20 protein-coding genes are annotated in these 17,799 nt (G+C 60.4%); 10 read left to right on the top strand and 10 right to left on the bottom strand.

Annotated features, from left to right (window positions below; translation table 11 throughout):
• Both O7A61_RS03400 and O7A61_RS03405 read right to left on the bottom strand, forming a co-directional pair.
• Positions 1-359 (bottom strand): MFS transporter (locus O7A61_RS03400; RefSeq protein WP_337128343.1); only part of this gene is annotated, 359 nt, incomplete at its 3' end.
• A gap of 713 nt (positions 360-1,072) precedes the next feature.
• Positions 1,073-1,288 (bottom strand): hypothetical protein, encoded by a 216-nt coding sequence (locus tag O7A61_RS03405; protein ID WP_337128344.1) that lies wholly within the window; start codon positions 1,286-1,288, stop codon positions 1,073-1,075.
• 192 nt (positions 1,289-1,480) lie between these two features.
• Here O7A61_RS03405 and ubiM point away from each other — a divergent pair, with 192 nt between their 5' ends.
• Positions 1,481-2,650, top strand: coding sequence for a 5-demethoxyubiquinol-8 5-hydroxylase UbiM (gene ubiM, locus O7A61_RS03410; RefSeq protein ID WP_337128345.1), 1,170 nt, complete (start codon positions 1,481-1,483; stop codon positions 2,648-2,650).
• Positions 2,651-2,823: 173 nt separating this feature from the next.
• Here ubiM and hemN read toward each other — a convergent pair whose 3' ends face one another.
• Entirely contained in the window at positions 2,824-4,197 is a 1,374-nt protein-coding gene (gene hemN / locus O7A61_RS03415) for an oxygen-independent coproporphyrinogen III oxidase (protein ID WP_337128422.1), read from the bottom strand.
• A gap of 136 nt (positions 4,198-4,333) precedes the next feature.
• Between hemN and O7A61_RS03420 the strand changes: the two genes are divergently transcribed.
• Positions 4,334-5,083: a Crp/Fnr family transcriptional regulator gene (locus tag O7A61_RS03420; protein WP_337128346.1), complete on the top strand. Its 750-nt coding sequence runs from the start codon at positions 4,334-4,336 to the stop codon at positions 5,081-5,083.
• Here the strand turns inward: O7A61_RS03420 and O7A61_RS03425 are convergent.
• Positions 5,080-5,598 (bottom strand): hemerythrin domain-containing protein, encoded by a 519-nt coding sequence (locus O7A61_RS03425; protein WP_337128347.1) that lies wholly within the window; start codon positions 5,596-5,598, stop codon positions 5,080-5,082. The two genes, O7A61_RS03420 and O7A61_RS03425, sit on opposite strands and share 4 nt — an antisense overlap.
• A 144-nt stretch (positions 5,599-5,742) precedes the next feature.
• Here O7A61_RS03425 and ccoN point away from each other — a divergent pair, with 144 nt between their 5' ends.
• From ccoN to ccoS, 8 genes are all read left to right on the top strand, one after another.
• Positions 5,743-7,353 (top strand): cytochrome-c oxidase, cbb3-type subunit I, encoded by a 1,611-nt coding sequence (ccoN, locus tag O7A61_RS03430; protein WP_337128348.1) that lies wholly within the window; start codon positions 5,743-5,745, stop codon positions 7,351-7,353.
• A 10-nt stretch (positions 7,354-7,363) separates the two neighbouring features.
• Positions 7,364-8,095 (top strand): cytochrome-c oxidase, cbb3-type subunit II, encoded by a 732-nt coding sequence (gene ccoO / locus O7A61_RS03435; protein WP_337128349.1) that lies wholly within the window; start codon positions 7,364-7,366, stop codon positions 8,093-8,095.
• Between the two features lie 10 nt (positions 8,096-8,105).
• Complete coding sequence (locus O7A61_RS03440; protein ID WP_337128350.1) at positions 8,106-8,255, top strand: cbb3-type cytochrome c oxidase subunit 3; 150 nt, start codon at positions 8,106-8,108, stop codon at positions 8,253-8,255.
• A 2-nt stretch (positions 8,256-8,257) separates the two neighbouring features.
• Positions 8,258-9,121 carry a cytochrome-c oxidase, cbb3-type subunit III gene (gene ccoP / locus O7A61_RS03445; RefSeq protein WP_337128351.1) on the top strand — a complete coding sequence of 288 codons (864 nt, stop codon included), beginning with the start codon at positions 8,258-8,260 and terminating at the stop codon, positions 9,119-9,121.
• Positions 9,122-9,290: 169 nt separating this feature from the next.
• Positions 9,291-10,850 (top strand): cytochrome c oxidase accessory protein CcoG, encoded by a 1,560-nt coding sequence (gene ccoG, locus O7A61_RS03450; protein ID WP_337128424.1) that lies wholly within the window; start codon positions 9,291-9,293, stop codon positions 10,848-10,850.
• Positions 10,847-11,359, top strand: a complete 513-nt coding sequence (locus tag O7A61_RS03455) for a FixH family protein (RefSeq protein WP_337128352.1) — start codon at positions 10,847-10,849, stop codon at positions 11,357-11,359. The genes ccoG and O7A61_RS03455 overlap by 4 nt, the downstream gene beginning before the upstream one ends.
• Positions 11,356-13,590, top strand: coding sequence for a cation-translocating P-type ATPase (locus O7A61_RS03460; protein ID WP_337128353.1), 2,235 nt, complete (start codon positions 11,356-11,358; stop codon positions 13,588-13,590). Before O7A61_RS03455 ends, O7A61_RS03460 begins: the two co-directional genes overlap by 4 nt.
• A gap of 47 nt (positions 13,591-13,637) precedes the next feature.
• Positions 13,638-13,793, top strand: a complete 156-nt coding sequence (gene ccoS / locus O7A61_RS03465; RefSeq protein ID WP_337128354.1) for a cbb3-type cytochrome oxidase assembly protein CcoS — start codon at positions 13,638-13,640, stop codon at positions 13,791-13,793.
• Positions 13,794-14,105: 312 nt separating this feature from the next.
• Here ccoS and O7A61_RS03470 read toward each other — a convergent pair whose 3' ends face one another.
• The 6 genes from O7A61_RS03470 to O7A61_RS03495 form a co-directional block, all read right to left on the bottom strand.
• Entirely contained in the window at positions 14,106-15,119 is a 1,014-nt protein-coding gene (locus tag O7A61_RS03470) for a 1-aminocyclopropane-1-carboxylate deaminase (RefSeq protein ID WP_337128355.1), read from the bottom strand.
• Between the two features lie 97 nt (positions 15,120-15,216).
• Positions 15,217-15,450 (bottom strand): exopolysaccharide production repressor protein, encoded by a 234-nt coding sequence (locus O7A61_RS03475; RefSeq protein ID WP_337128426.1) that lies wholly within the window; start codon positions 15,448-15,450, stop codon positions 15,217-15,219.
• Between the two features lie 63 nt (positions 15,451-15,513).
• Entirely contained in the window at positions 15,514-15,828 is a 315-nt protein-coding gene (gene fdxB, locus O7A61_RS03480) for a ferredoxin III, nif-specific (protein WP_337128356.1), read from the bottom strand.
• The gene (locus O7A61_RS03485) at positions 15,825-16,028 is read right to left on the bottom strand and encodes a CCE_0567 family metalloprotein (RefSeq protein ID WP_337128357.1); all 204 of its coding nucleotides are present in this window, start codon (positions 16,026-16,028) and stop codon (positions 15,825-15,827) included. The genes fdxB and O7A61_RS03485 overlap by 4 nt, the downstream gene beginning before the upstream one ends.
• Positions 16,029-16,139: 111 nt before the next feature.
• Complete coding sequence (locus O7A61_RS03490) at positions 16,140-17,012, bottom strand: universal stress protein (protein WP_337128358.1); 873 nt, start codon at positions 17,010-17,012, stop codon at positions 16,140-16,142.
• 289 nt (positions 17,013-17,301) lie between these two features.
• Positions 17,302-17,781, bottom strand: coding sequence for a NifX-associated nitrogen fixation protein (locus O7A61_RS03495; protein ID WP_337128359.1), 480 nt, complete (start codon positions 17,779-17,781; stop codon positions 17,302-17,304).
• Between the last annotated feature and the right edge of the window lie 18 nt (positions 17,782-17,799).

The following is a 17,799-nucleotide window of genomic DNA, read 5'->3' on the forward strand; positions in this document are numbered from 1 at the left end:
ACCAGGCTGGCGGCGACGACCGAGCCGATGCCGAAGAAGGCGCCATGGCCGAAAGCGGTGAAGACGCGCGCGGCCATCAGCAGCCAGTAATTGGGCGCGATGGCGCAGAAGAGATTACCGACCACGAACAGGGCGGCGAGCCCGACCAGCACCGGCTTGCGCGGCAAATGCGCGGTGGCCATGGCCACGACAGGCGCGCCAAAGACGACGCCCAGCGCATAGCCGGTGACCAGCAGGCCGGCGGCGGGGATCGTCACGCCGAGATCGGCGGCGACCTCCGGCAGCAGGCCCATGATGACGAATTCGCTGGTTCCGATGCAGAAGGACGCAATGGCAAGCGCAAGGATCGGCAAAGGCATGGGGCGTCCAGACTGGCTCGGGGACATTCGCGGACAGCCATGCATGCATCGTTCCAAACGAGAGGTCGTGCTGAAACAAGGCGATAGCGTTGATCCAGCGATGTCAGATGTCCGACATCGTCGGACATCTGACCGAATGCCGCGCGGGTCCAAACCGAAAGACGGGCCTTTCGGGCTGAGATGCCGATCCGACCAGGACCGCAGGTGCCGTCGTGCCGACCAGTTCCACACCCTCGTCGTCTGCGACCAAGCCGCTGGGGAACCCGAACCGCGAGTTCCACTATGCTTTGCCCATTTCTCGCGGCCGTGCGGAAAAGCATTTCCTTCAAATCGCGCAAGAAAGGCGATGCGGCAGGCTGCTTGCGTCGGAGCTTGGTACCCGTCACGAGGACGAGGCTACACATCAACCGCCGCAGCGCTTGCAGGCGGCGCTCGGACGATCTGTCGAGTCGCCGGCTGGCGAACCGATGGTTCAGACAGGTTTTCGATCAATCCCTTCGGTGTGGTTGATCCAGATCAAGGCTTGTCCGTCAATGGCATGCTGTCCTCACCCGGTTCAAAGGAGAATGATATGTCTGCGCAAAGTCTTTCGGTGGCTATTGGATTTTACATTGCAATCATGGGCCTATGCTCCTTCGCAATCTCGTCATCAAGCATGCAAGCGATGGCTGTCCCTGGTCGGAACCGGCGGCAAGTCGCCACTACACTGCTTTTCAGCCGAGCCGAAAACCTGAAGCATCAAATATGAGATGACGGCCCGTGACCAACGGCACCCTGAGCGCAGGGCCGACTTCGTTCTGATCTTGCAGCGGCCGGCCTACGACATAGGGGTGTTGTTTGAGCATTGTCTGCCAGATGGTGGGAAAATCCATGCCCTTGGCCCGCGCTGTATTGCACGTCCGGACAAGCTCCGAGACGACGTCGGCCATGTTTCACCTATTTGATATTGATTTTCAAAAGAATCGCGTGAACGCGACAGGCCAGCATTGACCTGAATCAACTTCGCCAAAAAATTCCTTTCTCTCGAGAGGCCACATGTCGAACCGTGTCATCCGAAACGCTGTCGGGAAACTCTGCCGGTTTTGTTCGCTCTGGCCTGCTCCGCCGCGCCGGTGCCCCAGATGACCAGCTTTGACATTTTAGTCGTCGGGGCCGGCCCGGTTGGACTGGCGTTTGCCGCCTCGCTCGCCGCAAGTGACCTCAGGGTCGCGTTGGTCGAACGTCAATCGATAGCTGATCTGGCTCAGCCCGCCTTCGACGGACGTGAGATTGCACTCACTCAAACCTCGGTCAAAATTCTGCGAGAGCTCGGCGCATGGGATGCCATCCCCTGCTCCGAGAAGTCCCCCCTGCTGGGTGCGCGGGTTCTTAACGGATCCAATCCGTTCGCGCTGAGCTTCGATGCGCCTGCCGGAAGCGCGAACCCACTGGGGATTCTGGTCCCCAACCATTGGATTCGCAGGGCTCTGTTCGGCATTGTCCATAAACGGGAGCATCTGCGTGTGTTCGCTGGCTGCACCGTCGTCGCCGCGCAAATCGATCGCGGCGGCGCGATGGTGACCCTCTCAGATGGCCGACAGTTCCAAGCCCAGCTCCTCGTGGCGGCGGATTCACGTCTGTCTGCTCTGCGTGATCTGCTGGGCATCGCCGCCGAGGTCAATCGGCTCGGCTGCTCGATGCTGATTTGCCGCGTTCGGCACGAGATGCACCATCACGGGATCGCGACGGAATGGTTTGATGATAAGCAGACGATCGCAATGCTGCCGCTTGCGAAAGGCGTGTCGTCACTGCTTGTCACACTTTCCGCAAACGAGGTTTCCCGGCTTGTCCTGATGAACGATGCTGATTTTCTCGCAGAGATGAGCCAGCGCTGTCGGGGGCGATTGGGTAAAATGTCGCTGGCCAGCAGCCGCCACGCCTATTCGCTCGTTACGACTTGGGCAGACAGGTTCTGGACGCCGCGCGCCGCGCTCATCGGGGATGCGGCCGTAGGCATGCATCCGGTCACGGCGCACGGCTTCAACATCGGCCTTGGCGGCCAGCATCGCCTCGCGAATGGAATTTTGACGGCTTGGCGCAAAGGAACGGATATTGCCGATCCGACCTTGTTGCGCCGGTATGAAACCCGGCTAAGGCTGAGTGCGGCGCCGCTTTACCACGCCACCAACATGCTGGTTAGGCTTTACACCGACGAGCGCCCGCTCGCACAGGTCGCCAGGCATGTCGGCCTTCGGCTCGGCCAAAATCTGCCCTTTATCCGACGCGGGATTTCTGCCGTGCTGAGGCGCTAACTTCGGTCCTCCAGACGCTGGGCCGGCTAACCGCCGGCCGCCACGAGCGACGAATTCCGAATTTGATTTTGCACAAAGACAAGCCCCTTGTGCCTTCTATCCAGGTGCAGCCTCGCCCGATTTCGCATCCATGGCCGACAAAGCGCCAGCCCAGATGTGCCCAGGGCAGGCACTTAGATGGCCACGGAATATCTGCCAGCTCCCTTCTCAAGATATTTGTCGAATTTCGCCGCCACAGTCCTGACAAGAGGGCGGCTCTGCTGTGGCACGATAAAATTATTGCCCTCCAATTCGAGCAGCCTGCCTGAGCTGCCGATCGCGATGCGGCTTGCGTCATAGAGGAGCCTTTGGCCGACCTCGCCGAAACGCTCGACCAGCTCGAGCGCCGAAAAGGCGAAGTTGCACATCAGGTGCTCGATGACCCAGCCCCTTGCCAGATCATCAATGCGGAATTCGATGCCGCGTGCCGTGGCCAATTGGCCGGCAATCACAGCCTTCTCATACTCGCCCGTCGCAACGATATTCTGGGCGTAGCCTTGCCGGAAGCGGCTGATAGAGGATGGGCCAAGACCAATCAGGGTTTCGCAGTTGTCCTCGCTATAGCCTTGGAAATTGCGGCGCAGTTTGCCCGTGCGCGCTGCGATGGCGAGCAAATCGTCCGGCTTGGCAAAATGATCAAGCCCGATCGCCTCATAGCCGGCGCGTACGATGATCCTGGCGGCAAGCTGCGACTGTGCCAGCCGTTCGGCAGAATCGGGCAGCCAGGCTGCGTCGATCATTGTTTGATGCTTCTTGAACCACGGCACATGGGCGTAGCCGAACAGCGCAATCCTGTCGGGCTCCAGCGCCAAGGCGTGCGTGACCGTCGCGGCGACGCTTTCAAGCGTCTGGTGCGGCAGGCCGTAGAGCAGATCGAGATTGACCGATTTCACATCGCGGGCCCGGACGCCGTCGACCACGCTCTTGGTCAACCGGAAACTCTGCTCGCGATTGATGGCCGTCTGCACCTTGGGATGGAAGTCCTGCACCCCAAGACTGGCTCTCGTCATGCCGATCGCGACGAGCGCATCCAGACGGGCTTCATCGATGTCGCGGGGTTCGATCTCGATGCTGATGCCGGCATCGGGGCAAAAATCAAACCGGTCCCTTAAGGCTTTTCCGAGCGCAAGTATGTCGTTCGGTTTCAGCATGGTTGGGGAGCCGCCGCCAAAATGGACAGCACGCACGCGGCCCTTGCGGCTTATGAGACGCCCGGCCGTTTCAATCTCGATGTGCAGGGCGCGCAGGAAGCTTGCCACAGGCGCATAGTGCCGCGTGTGCTTGGTGTGGCAGGCGCAAAACCAGCACAGCGCCTGGCAATAAGGTACGTGCAGATAGAGCGACAACTCGTCGTCGGTTTTGAGGTGATTTATCCAGCCTCGAAGCACATCGGCGTCGACACCAGGATGAAAGTGTGGCGCGGTCGGGTAGCTTGTGTAGCGCGGCACGTTCTCGCGCAGTATGGCGGACAATTCGGGATGCGTGCCGTTGGTTGCTGCTCCATGCATGCGGGCAACTTGCGTTCTGCAAACCGCGCCCGCCTTGATTTGAATCAAGCTTAGCGGCGGCAGGACAAACTGACGCAACACCTGACGCAGCTGCGATGCTATCTTGCCGCCACGATTACCGTTTCGGGCCGCGCCGATGACCATTCGACAGGACGTTCCAAGTTTTGCAATTCCTGTGCTTTGCCAAGCCTGCGATGCACGGGATAGCGGATTATGCGGGGCGCTCGAGCCGGACCAATTGGTCGAGTTGGCCAAGGCATCGTCGAGACACAGCGTTCCGGCCGGAACCGAGCTGGTCGGAGACGCCGAACCGATCGACACCTATTCGAACCTGCTTTCGGGCGTTGTAAAGCTGACCAAGGTTCTTGGGGACGGCCGCCAGCAGATCGTCGGGCTTCAATTCGCGCCCGATTTTGTGGGCCGGCCGTTCAGGTCGGAAAGCGAGATCAACGCGGAGACCGCGACCGAAGTCTCACTGTGCTCGTTCCCGAAAGCTGCCATTGAGCGAATGATAAGGCAGTCGCCGGCTTTCGAACACCGCTTGCTCAAGCAGACACTGATGGAATTGGACGAGGCTCGCGAATGGATGTTGACTTTGGGCCGCAAAACGGCGTCGGAAAAGGTCGCGAGTTTTCTGTTCCTGATCGCGAGGAATATCGACCCGGCGACTGACACCACCAGCAACGGATCGGCAACTTTCGATCTGCCGCTCACCCGCGCCGATATCGCCGACTTTCTCGGCGTGACGATCGAGACCATCAGCCGTCAGTTGACAAAGCTTCGTGCCGACGGCGTGATCCGCATCGAGAACAATCGCCATGTCGTGGTCGATAGCGTCAGCCGGCTGCAACGCTGTTCGGGCACTTGGGCGCGTTCTGAGGCTTAGGTCTCCTGGCTTTTCATCCGATTCTGCTGCGCGATGAGCGGCAGGACGTGCTCGCGCTCGAATGCGACGTGTCGCCGTGCCGAACAAAAAAAGGCCCTCAACATAAACCCGAGGGCTTCAGGGTTGGCGACTCCACCTCCGTGGCCGATGGTCAGCAGCGTATCAGTCAAATCCTGCGCCGCGCATTCGTCCTCAATGTGCTCGGCGCGCAAGCGACGTAACGAGGCGCTCGGATCTCCCTCCGATGCGCCGCTTGCGAACGCAGGAAAGAGATGCTCTTCCTCGCGAGCATGGCTCATGCGCAGCAGCGGCACGAGCTCGTTTGCTATCAGCAGGCATTTCGAACGATCCACCGAAGGCAGCCGGTCGGCTATCGCCTCCAGTTCGTTGCACATCAGCAACTTGCGTTCCTGCAAGAGACAGACATCCCGGCATGGCCGGCTGCCATCAACGCAGCCGTCGACAAACGGCCAGGCTTTGCATCTTGCGACGATTGAGGATTTCGAGCCGGCCATCGGGGCGTCTCCGCGTGAATTCGAGACGCAGGATCGTCCGACTGGCGATCGCCGCCTTTGACATAGATCAAGGCGCCAACACGCCGTTTGCGGAACTAGTGGGGAGCGGATCCGCGTTCCACCAATCGGCGTCAGGGATATGTCATGAGATTTGCCACAGAGGTCGTCGCTTTGAGTTTGTTCGCATTCGCGGCGCTGGTCGGCGCCGGCTTAGGTGTGGACGGACCTTTTCGGCAACATATGTGGGTGTTGTTCTTTGTCCTTGCCGGTTTCACGGCGTTCCTGTTGCGCAACTTCGAATTCAAGCCGGCAGCTCCCGTCGATCCGTCGGCCTATATGGATGGCCCGATCCGCTGTGGAGCCATCGCCACAGTGTTTTGGGGTGTTGTCGGCATGCTGGTTGGTGTGGCCATCGCGCTGCAGCTGGCCTACCCGGATCTCAATGTCCAGCCATGGTTCAATTTCGGACGATTGCGGCCCCTTCATACGTCGGGCGTCGTCTTCGCCTTTGGCGGAAACGCGCTTCTGTGCACGTCACTGTACGTTGTCCAACGCACCTGCCGCGCGCGGCTGTTTGGCGGCGACCTGGGCTGGTTCGTGTTCTGGGGCTATCAGCTCTTCATCGTCATGGCCGCGACCGGCTATCTGCTGGGCGTCACCGAAAGCCGCGAATATGCCGAACCCGAATGGTATGTGGACATTTGGCTGACGATTGTTTGGGTCGCGTACCTGATCCTGTTCCTCGGCACCATCCTGAAGCGCAAGGAACCGCATATCTATGTCGCCAACTGGTTCTACCTGTCCTTCATCGTCACCATCGCGATGCTGCATGTGGTCAACAATCTCTCGATGCCCGCCTCCTTTCTCGGATCGAAGAGCTATTCGGCGTTCTCCGGCGTTCAGGACGCGCTCACGCAATGGTGGTACGGGCATAACGCGGTTGGCTTCTTCCTGACCGCCGGTTTCCTCGGCATGATGTATTACTTCGTGCCCAAGCAGGCGAACCGGCCTGTCTACTCCTACCGGCTGTCGATCATCCACTTCTGGGCGCTGATCTTCCTCTACATCTGGGCTGGGCCGCATCACCTGCATTACACCGCCCTGCCCGACTGGGCGCAGACGCTGGGCATGGCGTTCTCGATCATGCTGTGGATGCCGTCCTGGGGCGGCATGATCAACGGTCTGATGACGCTGTCAGGCGCTTGGGACAAGATCCGCACTGACCCGATCATCCGCATGATGGTTGCCGCGATCGCCTTCTACGGCATGTCGACTTTCGAAGGTCCAGTCATGTCCATCAGGACGGTCAATTCGCTGTCGCACTACACGGACTGGACCATCGGCCACGTTCACTCAGGCGCCCTGGGGTGGGTTGGCATGATCTCGTTCGGCGCGATCTACTACATGGTGCCGAAGCTGTGGAATCGCGAGCGGCTTTATTCGCTGCGCCTTGTCACCTGGCACTTCTGGCTGGCGACCTTGGGCATCGGCGTCTACGCGGCGGCAATGTGGGTCTCCGGCATCATGCAAGGCTTGATGTGGCGCGAGTATGACGAACGGGGCTTCCTGGTTTACTCCTTCGCCGAGACCGTGGCCGCCATGCATCCGTACTATGTCATGCGCGCAGCGGGCGGCGCGATGTATCTCGCCGGCATGCTGATCATGGCCTGGAACGTCACCATGACTGTTCGTGGCCGCCGGCGCGAACAAGAGCCGTTGCAGGGCTCCACATCCGATTTCCAGCCTGCCGAATAAGGAGCCAGACATGGGCTTGATGGCCAAACACGCCCTCATCGAGAGAAACGCCACGCTTCTCCTTGTAGGGTCGCTGCTGGTCGTGACCGTCGGCGGCATCGTCGAGATCGCACCGCTGTTTTATCTCGACAACACGATCGAGAAGGTAGAAGGCATGCGGCCCTATTCGCCGCTGGAGCTCGCCGGCCGCAATATCTATGTGCGCGAGGGCTGCTACCTCTGCCACAGCCAGATGATCAGGCCGTTCCGCGACGAGGTCGAACGGTATGGGCACTATAGCCTGGCGGCCGAGTCGATCTACGACCATCCCTTCCAGTGGGGTTCGAAACGAACCGGTCCAGACCTGGCGCGTGTCGGCGATCGATATTCCAACGAGTGGCACACACAGCACCTGACAAACCCGCGCTCGGTCGTGCCTGAATCAATCATGCCGAGCTACGGGTTCCTGAAAGACACCCTGATCGACGTGAAAGACTTTTCAACCCATCTCGTCGCCAACGCCGATGTCGGCGTTCCCTACACGCCCGACATGATAGCCAACGCCAACGCAGATCTGAAAGCACAAGCTGATCCTTCCGCCGACACGACCGCGATCGAGATGCGCTATCCCAAAGCCAAGGTCGGCGACTTTGACGGCAATCCGGCGCAGGTCACCGAGATGGATGCGCTGGTCGCGTATCTGCAGATGCTCGGCACTCTGGTCGACTTCAAGACCTACGACGATGCCGCCGGCTACCGCTGAGGGGAGACGCATGAGCTACAGTTTGATGCGCGAGTTCGCCGACAGCTGGGCCCTGCTTGCCATGGCGCTCTTCTTCGTCGGCTGCATTGCCTTTGCCTTGCGCCCCGGTGGCAAAACACGGGCCGACCAAGGCGCGCAGATCCCTTTCAAGGATGACTGATCATGAGCAGCGAGCATATCGACGAAGCTTCCGGCATCTCAACGACCGGTCACGAATGGGATGGAATCAGGGAGCTCAACAACCCGTTGCCGCGGTGGTGGGTGATGACCTTCTACGTCACCATCGCCTGGGCGGCCGCCTACACAATTGCTTTCCCCGCATGGCCCATGCTGTCTTCATCAACCAAGGGCGTGCTCGGCTATTCCAGCCGCAAGGGCGTCGCGAGCGAGCTGGCGACGGCGCAAGCTGCCAAAGGTAAGTATGTCGCGGCAATACAGTCCAAAACCGTTTCGGAAATTGCCGCGGACGATGCGCTGCGTGAGTTCGCCATCGCAGCCGGGGGCGCCACGTTCAAGGTCAATTGCGTGCAGTGCCATGGCTCGGGCGCTCAAGGCTCCAAAGGCTTTCCAAATCTCAACGACGACGACTGGCTGTGGGGTGGCAAGACCGAGGAGATCCAGCAGACCATCACCCACGGCATCCGCTTTGCTTCCGATCCGGACACTCGCCAGTCGGAAATGCCGGCCTTCGCAGATGTGCTTCAACCCGAGCAGATCAGCCAGGTCAGCGCGTATGTGGCAAGCCTTTCAGGGCCGGTGCGCGACAAGACCCTGATCCAGTCCGGCGCCAACGTGTTTGCAGACAATTGCGCGGCCTGTCACGGCGAAAACGCAAAGGGAACCCGGGAGCTTGGAGCTCCCGACCTGACGGACGCGATCTGGCTTTATGGCTCGGGCGAAAGCGCAATCGCCGCGCAGGTCCGCGCACCCAAGCTAGGTGTAATGCCAGCATGGGGCGCGCGGCTGGGGGAGACAAAGGTGAAGGAGCTTGCGGTCTACGTCCATTCGCTTGGCGGTGGGGAATAGGAGAAGCGGCCTATTCGCCCCCACCACCGTCGAGCGACGAGGCCCGGCTGCAGCCGGGCCTCGACCCAACTTTTCGGCTCGCCGGATTGACTTGCATCAAGGCGGCGCGGTCCACCCTGCGGCAAAGCTTGGTGGACGGGAAACTGCCGACTGCTCGACTGGAGGTGCTGTGCTGGATCAAAGGCAGATAGAACGGCCCGCAGCGGAGGCTGCGAACTCCGGCAAGGTTCGGCAACCGCTCTATGCAGCGCACAAGAAGATTTTCCCGAAGCGTGCTTCGGGTCGTTTCCGCCAGTTCAAATGGCTGGTGATGGCGATCACGCTTGGCGTCTATTATTTGACGCCGTGGTTGCGATGGAACAGAGGCCCCTTCGCACCGCACCAGGCCGTCCTGCTCGATCTGGCGAACCGGCGCTTCTACCTCTTCTCCATCGAAATCTGGCCGCAGGAATTTTATTACGTTGCAGGGCTTCTGATGATGGCCGGCATCAGCCTCTTCATGCTCACGTCCACGGTCGGGCGGGCCTGGTGCGGCTACACCTGCCCGCAGACGGTCTGGGTCGACCTGTTCCTGGTCGTTGAGCGTGCGATCGAAGGCGATCGCAATGCCCGCATAAAACTTGAAGCCAGTCCCTGGAGCGCGCGCAAATTGCTTGTGCGTGCGATCAAACATGCCGTTTGGCTGGCCATCGCCGTTGCCACGGGCGGTGCCTGGATCTTCTACTTTGCCGATGCTCCGGAGCTCCTCGGCGAAGTCCTCGCGGGCACGGCAGCCCCCGTCGCCTATGTCACCATCGCCATCTTCACGGGAACCACATACCTGTTCGGCGGGCTCATGCGCGAGCAGGTCTGCACCTATATGTGCCCGTGGCCACGCATCCAGGCCGCCCTGCTCGACGAAAATTCGCTGACCGTGACATATAACGACTGGCGCGGCGAACCCCGTTCGCGCCATGCCAAGAAAGCCATGGCCTCCGGACGGCCTACCGGGGACTGCGTCGATTGCAATTCCTGCATGGCGGTCTGCCCCATGGGTATCGACATCCGGGACGGCCAGCAGCTGGAGTGCATCACCTGCGCGCTCTGCATCGATGCCTGCGATAGCGTGATGGACAAGCTCGGTCGGGCGCGCGGTTTGATCTCCTATGCAACGCTGGCGGACTACAACGCCAACTTGGCGCTGGCGAGCGCTGGCGGCACCAGTGCCATCCACCCGGCTCTGATCAGGAACCCGACCAACACCTTTGTCGACGGGGTCGCGCAGTCCCAACGGCGCAAGATCTTCCGGTCGCGCACCTTCATCTATCTCGGTGCGTGGTCGGCGATCGGGTTGGTTCTCATCTCTTCGCTGCTGACGCGCGAGCGGCTGGAGATGAATGTCCTTCACGACCGCAATCCGCAATTTGTAACCCTTTCGAACGGCTCGATCCGAAACGGCTACACCGTCAAATTGCTCAACATGATACCCCAGCCGCGGACAGTCGTGCTCTCCCTGGAAGGGTTGCCCAATGCGCAAATGAGCATCGTCGGCGTCGACCTGCCATCCGGCCGCTCGTTTGCCATTCCGGTTGAGCCCGACCGGCTCACAACGCTCAAGGTTTTCGTCCGCCAACCGGCGGACCAAATCTACAAACCGGTGCAAAGCTTCACGTTTCGGATTGAGGACGAGGCGAGCTCTGAATCGGCCGAATACACCGCCAGCTTCAATGCGCCGGAGATCGCCAGATGATAGCCAATACGGAAGGTGGGCGCGAATTCACTGGCAAGCACATGCTGCTCACAGTTCTCGGTTTCTTTGGCGTTGTGATCGGCGTCAACGCGACCATGGCAACGCTCGCCAGCACCAGTTGGACCGGCTTTGTGGTGGAGAACACATATGTGGCCAGCCAGCAGTTCAATGAAAAGGCCCGAGTAGGACGGGCACAAGCGGCACTTGGCTGGCATGGCAGATTGACCATTGCGTCCGGCGAGGTTCGCTACAGCCTTGCCGATGCCAAGGGCAGGCTGGTTCCGCTGCACGGCGTTCGCATCCTGTTTCGGCACCCGGCTTACGACGCGCAGGACAAAGCCGTGACACTTGTACCTTCAGGTAGCAATCCCGATATCGCCTGGGAATTTGGCGGGCATCATACGCCGAAGGATGGCGTCTGGATCGTCGAGATCGACGCCGATGCAGGTCTTGCTTGGCCATTTCGTGATGTCCGCCGCATCATGATTTCGAAGGGCTCGCTGCGATGAGTTGCTGCGCGCCGGGCGCCGAAACGACACTGGACATGATCGACACAGCGTCCGCGCTGCCATCTTGCGACGAGATCAAACTGGCCAGCCGCAGTTTGGGCGGCGACAGGCACCAAACCGATCTGTCGGTGCCGACAGTTCACTGCGCGGTCTGCATGCAAACCGTTGAGACGGCCCTGAGGAAGCTGGAAGGCATCGAAAGCGCTCGCGTGAATCTATCCACCAAACGCGTGTCCGTGCGCTGGCATGGCGACCAGGTGCCACCGATTTTCGCTACGCTCGGGCGGCTTGGCTATGAGGCGCATCTGTTCGACCCGGGGAGCGCCAAGCAGGACAAGACCTTATCGGAGCTGATCCGGGCGGTTGCCATTTCTGGCTTTGCCGCCGGCAACATCATGCTGCTCTCGGTCTCGGTTTGGTCCGGTGCGGAAGGAGCCACCCGCGACCTCTTCCACTGGGTTTCGGCGCTGATTGCCCTCCCGGCTCTCGCCTTCGCTGGAGGGATTTATTTCCGTTCGGCGGGAAAGGCGCTTCGCCATGGGCGGGTAAACATGGACGTGCCGATCGCTGTCGGCATTTCACTCGCCTATGGCATGAGCCTCTACGAAACGATCACCCATGGCGAGCATGCCTATTTCGACGCGTCGGTGTCGCTGCTGTTTTTCCTGTTGATCGGCCGCGCGCTGGACCATGTGATGCGCGAACGGGCACGAACCGCCGTGACTGGCCTTTCGCGGCTGGCCGGCCGCGGCGCCATCGTCCTGCGCAGCGGCAGGACCCGCGAATACCTGTCGATCGGGCAGATCGAGCCGGGCATGGAGCTGGTGATTGCCGCTGGAGAGCGTGTGCCTGTCGACGGCGACATCCTCCACGGCAGCTCGGATGTCGATTGCTCGCTCGTTTCTGGCGAAAGCCGGCCGCGTGCGGTTGGCCCGGGATCGGATATCCAAGCCGGCACGCTCAATCTCACTGGTCCGCTCACAATGCGGGCCACGGCGGCCGCGAAAGATTCGTTCCTGGCGCAAATGGTTCGGCTTATGGAAGCAGCCGAGGGTGGCCGTTCGCAGTACCGCAAGATTGCCGACCGCGTCTCTGCCCTCTACGCCCCAATGGTGCATCTGGCCGCGCTCGTAACCTTCCTTGGTTGGATCACAGCATCAGGCGACTGGCATCTGGCAGGAACGACCGCAATCGCTGTGCTCATCATTACGTGCCCCTGCGCGCTCGGCCTTGCCGTACCGATCGTGCAAGTGGTCGCGGCACGGCGTTTGTTTGAAGCCGGCGTGATGGTCAAGGATGGTTCGGCCATGGAGCGGCTGGCGGCCATCGACACAACCGTGTTCGACAAGACCGGAACGCTCACACGTGCACGGGCGCGGCTTGTCAACGCGCCATCCATCGATCCGGCCATGCTCGCAATCGCAGCCGAGATGGCCACGCATTCGCGCCATCCGTACTCAAGGGCGATTGCCGCTTTTTTGGGCCCATCCAGCCAGCCTAGACCAGCTTCGATCAGCGAGCAGCCTGGCTTCGGCATCGAGGCCTCCATGGAGGGAAACATTTGGCGGCTGGGCCGAGAAGGGTGGGCCGGATGGAAAGCTGCGACTGGTGGGAACGGCAAGCGTGGCAGCTGCGGCGGTACCGTGCTTTCGCGAGACGGCGTGGTCGTCGCCGCGTTTGACTTTGAGGACTACACACGCGCCGACGCCGGGGTCGCGGTGACGGCATTGAAGGATGCTGGTCTGGCCGTTGAGATGCTGTCTGGGGATACCGCCAAGGCTTGCGGTGAAGTGGCCAAGGCCTTGGGGATCGGCAACTTCGTACCTTCGCTTCATCCAGCCGGCAAAGTTAAGCGCATCGAGGCGCTGACCAAGGCCGGCCACAAAATCTTGATGGTGGGCGACGGACTGAACGATACGCCGGCGCTGGCAGCTGCGCACGTCTCCATGGCTCCGGCAAGCGCGGCCGATATCGGTCGCAATGCCGCCGATTTCGTTTTCCTGCGCGAGAGCCTTCTGGCAGTGCCTTTGGCATTGGATATCTCTAGAAAGGCAGGCCGGCTGATCCGCCAGAATGTCGCCATTGCAATCGTGTACAACGTCTTTGCCGTGCCGATCGCCATGTCAGGGTACGTGACGCCGCTCATCGCGGCAATCGCGATGTCCACCTCGTCACTGACCGTGGTCGCCAACGCCATGCGGCTTCACGCTTTCAGGAAGCGTGGGGACTGAGAATGTTTTGCCCGTAAGCGCATCCTGAGAGATTTGATCCGGTCCCGATGACGATCCTTGTCTATCTCATCCCGGTTGCGCTCTTCCTCGGCGCAATTGGATTGGGCGGTTTCCTGTGGGCTTTGCGCAGCGGCCAGTACGAGGATCTGGATGGTGCGGCAGAGCGCATCCTGATCGACCGAGAAGACAAGCGGTTTGACTGAACGCGCGACATGTAGAACCGAATGTCGCGGGTTGACGCGATGGCACAGGAGAGGATCTCTTGGGAAGGCTCGGGTTGGAATTCCCTTACGGTACCAAGCAAGCGTGCCGGTCACCCGCAGTGGGCTTTCTCCAGCTATCCCCGTACCCTGAATGGCTAATTGTTCGTGTTCTACCGACCTTGTGGCGCGATTGTGCTCCTCTTCAGCACACGGTCGACGTTCTCTCTTACCCGTCGGTTCCGGGTTGACGGTGTTTTTCAGGAGGGACTTCTATCGCCAACTCTTGTTCGGCTGTGGTCGCATTCTCCACCCTCAACCGTAGCGAAAGGCATAACCGTAGCCGTTGATCGCCGGCACCCCGCCCAGATGGACGTAGAGGATGGTCGAACCTTTTGGAAAGAAGCCCTTCTGGACGAGGTCAACGAGGCCTTGCATCGATTTACCCTCATAGACGGGATCTGTAATCATCCCCTCGAGTCTGGCACACAGACGGATGGATTCCTTTGTTTCCTCAGAGGGGATGCCATAACACGGGTGAGCGTATTCCTTGAGCAGCACCACGTCAGCCTCGGTGAATGCCGGGCCAAGGTCGACGAGCTTCGCAGTGCTATTGGCAATGTCTAGCACTTGCGCCCTGGTCTGTGCCGGGGTTGCGGAGGCATCGATGCCGATCACGTTGCGCTGTCGGCCGTCTTTGGCGAAGCCGACGACCATGCCGGCCTGCGTGGAGCCCGTGACCGTGCACACGATGATATAGTCGAAAGCAAATCCAAGCTGCTTTTCTTGCGCGCGCACCTCGTCGGCGAACCGAATGTAGCCGAGGCCGCCATATTTGTGCGCGGAGGCCCCTGCCGGTATCGCGTAGGGTCTGCCGCCCCTCGCCTTGACCTCATCGAGTGCTTGTTCCCAACTGCGGCGGATGCCGATGTCAAAGCCCTGGTCAACCAGGCGCACCTCTGCTCCCATAATGCGGCTCAAGAGTATGTTACCCACGCGGTCGTATACGGCATCCTCATGAGGGACCCAGCTCTCCTGCACCAGGACGCATTTCATGCCGATCTTAGCGGCGACCGCAGCGACCATGCGTGTGTGGTTGGACTGAACGCCGCCGATGGAGACAAGCGTATCTGCATTGGAAGCGATCGCGTCAGGGATGATGTATTCAAGCTTGCGGAGCTTGTTTCCGCCGAATGCAAGACCGGAGTTGCAGTCCTCGCGTTTGGCGTAGATGTCCACCTTTCCCCCCAGATGTTGGCCCAGACGATCGAGCTTCTCAATGGGCGTCGGGCCAAAAGTGAGCGGGTGACGTTCGAACTTTTTCAGCATGATGGTCTCTCCGGCGACGTGAGTTGAGCTAGGATGCCGTTTCAAGGTGTTCGGCGCGAAGTCAGCTGCTCGTTCCTGGCACTGCGAAGTCTCAGGTTCACTCCTCATCCTCAGGACAGGTCGGCCACTGGCGCCGGCGCTGCTGGCCCCGACCGGAATGCTTGGCCTTTTCTTTTGCAGCTTTCCCAAGACGGCCTGACCGCCAGATCAGAAAGAGCACGCTTGCGAAATAGCCGACCTGGGCAAGCAGCGAAGCAGCCAGCGTCTTGACGATGACCGATCGGATAGAATGCGAGAGGAGGAACAAGATAGCAGCGTTGATGGACAGCACCGCCGCCAAGGCGAGGCAAAACATTCTGAGGGGCACTGACGTTCTCCTGGTTTGTCCGTCAGGTCATGCTGCGGCGTTGTCGGCCGCAAGATGGGTCTGGCAGTTCTTCGGACAGACGCGGGCGCAGGCTCCACAGCCGATGCAGCGGCCGGCATGGTCGACGACCATGATCATGCGGTTGAGCTCGCCATCGAAGTCGTCCTCGTCATCGCAAACGCCGAGGATTTCACCCGCGTCATCGACGCCATAAAGGTGCATGACCTCGCGCGAGCAGACCTTGAAGCAGCGGCCGCAACCAATGCAGGTCGTGCCGTCTATGGCGGTCAGATAGTCTGGCATCCATTTGGAGCCGTCGCGGGTAACGAACGGGCTGGTCATCGTGAAGTCTCCAACGCAGCGAGCTCTCTCCTTGCGGTGTCCAACTCTGCAAAGACGTCGAACGTTTTCCTGGCGACGGTCATTATCGTTCGCCAGTTGAGCGGTAGGTCCTCGGTCAGGTCGTGCAAATCCATTTTCGCGGTTCCCGCGCGCGACTGCAGCTTGCGGACTTTCTTTTGTAGTTCCTCAATGTCCGACATAGTTTCCTTCCTCAGAATCGATTGCGCACTCTGCTGGCAACGCTTCGGCTTCCTGCAGCCGACCCGTTTCGGTCAGGTTCGAATTTCTTCGTGCGGCAACTGCCTCGATCTTCAGCGCGCGACAAACAGCGGCAATGGCGGCTTCTCGACGATCCATCTGGTGACGCCGCCGAAGATCCGCTCCCGCAGCCGGCGGTGGCCACAAGCGCCCATGACGATCATCTCGGCGGACGTGTCGATCGCGTGCTGCGTGAGAACCGTGGTCAGCGACTGGACGTCGCTCGGCAGCCGGTCGACAGCCACCCGAATTCCGTGCCGGGCGAAGTAGCCTGCAATGTCGGTGCCCGGCCCAGGGCCGTTTTCGGCCCCGGCTGCCTCCGGATCGAGCAATGTGACCCGAACGTCCTCTGCATCACACAGCAGAGGCAGTGCTTCCCGAACGACACGCGCGGTTTCAACGCGAGAATCCCAGCCGACCAGGATGCGGCGCGGCCGCAGAGAGGCCTTGGCGCCATGCGGCACCACAAGCACCGGCTTTCCCGACTGGACCAGGCTACCGTCAATAGCAAGGGGCCCGAGATCTTCGTCATCGAGAAGCGATGGCCCGATGACTGTCAGATCTGCATAAGGGGCCCGATGCCGCAGCAGGTGACCGACGCTGCCCTTATCGCAATAGTCGGTGTCCACGTCATAGGGAGCCCTCCCGGCTTCAAGCAGTGTACGGATTTCCCTGGACCGTTTTTCCAACTTGGCGATATTCTCTGAAAGTGCCTCGATTTCACGAAAACGTCGCTCCAGTCTGACCACGTCTCGTGTGTGCTCAGGCCAGAGGGCAGAAACTGCGCTGATCGGCGGACGCGTGGCAAATTTGATGATTAGTACGGACAAACGAGCGCCAACCTCGGCGCACAGTCCGGCAGCGGTTCTGACGTCCTGATCGGAATGTTCAACTTCCGTGACACACAGCACGGTTTTAAAAGCCATTGAGTGCTTCTTTCTGAGGATTCTTGTCCTTGTACATGCGTCCGAAGCCGTACCATTCCCTTTCAGCAGGAGGGACATGGACGATGGCAGCGTATGCGTTTGTCTGTCTGCCGCCCTGCTCATCGAGAGCGTAGCCGGCCGGTTCGTGGCACCGTTTGGGCCGGCGCAGCTGACAGACCTGCCGCACCCGTTAATTTCCCTCATCGCAGTTTCTGCGCGCGCAGCGGCTGCCGACCTTCTTCTGCACCCTTCCAAATTCGACATGACCTGTTCCCACGAATGCGTTGCATCACGCCCGGGCCGCGTCGGGATAGATTTCGATGGCCACGATCGCGTCATCGACCAGTTTCGTCCCGGCCTCGGCAAGATTGCGTAACGTCTCGAAACCGAACCGATGGACGTCGCGCAGCGTCTTGGACAGGACCACCAATCGCCCGGCCGTGAGAAGCACGCGCCCAAAGCCCTCATGGCTGATTTTCATCATGGGCGAAGCCATCAGGCCGGCGCGCTCCTCGATCGCAAGTCCGACAGCGGCATAATAGAGATCGAGCCTCCACAGCACGTCTGGATCGGGATCGCCGATAATGGGGATTTCACGGCGCTTTTGTTTGGTGACAATGAAGTCGGCCAGCAGCTCCGGGTCTGGTTTGCCTTCCCATGAGCCGTAGGAGTCCTGCGCGCGAATCAGCCGCAGCAGACACTTCACGAAGGGCGTGGCAAGCGCCGACTCGTCCTCTTTGACGGCAGGGATGACGGCCGCGTCAGCCATGGCGCATTCTCCTCGTTT

This window comes from Mesorhizobium sp. Cs1321R2N1, assembly GCF_037179725.1.
In the GTDB taxonomy this organism is placed as follows: Bacteria; Pseudomonadota; Alphaproteobacteria; order Rhizobiales; family Rhizobiaceae; genus Mesorhizobium; species Mesorhizobium salmacidum.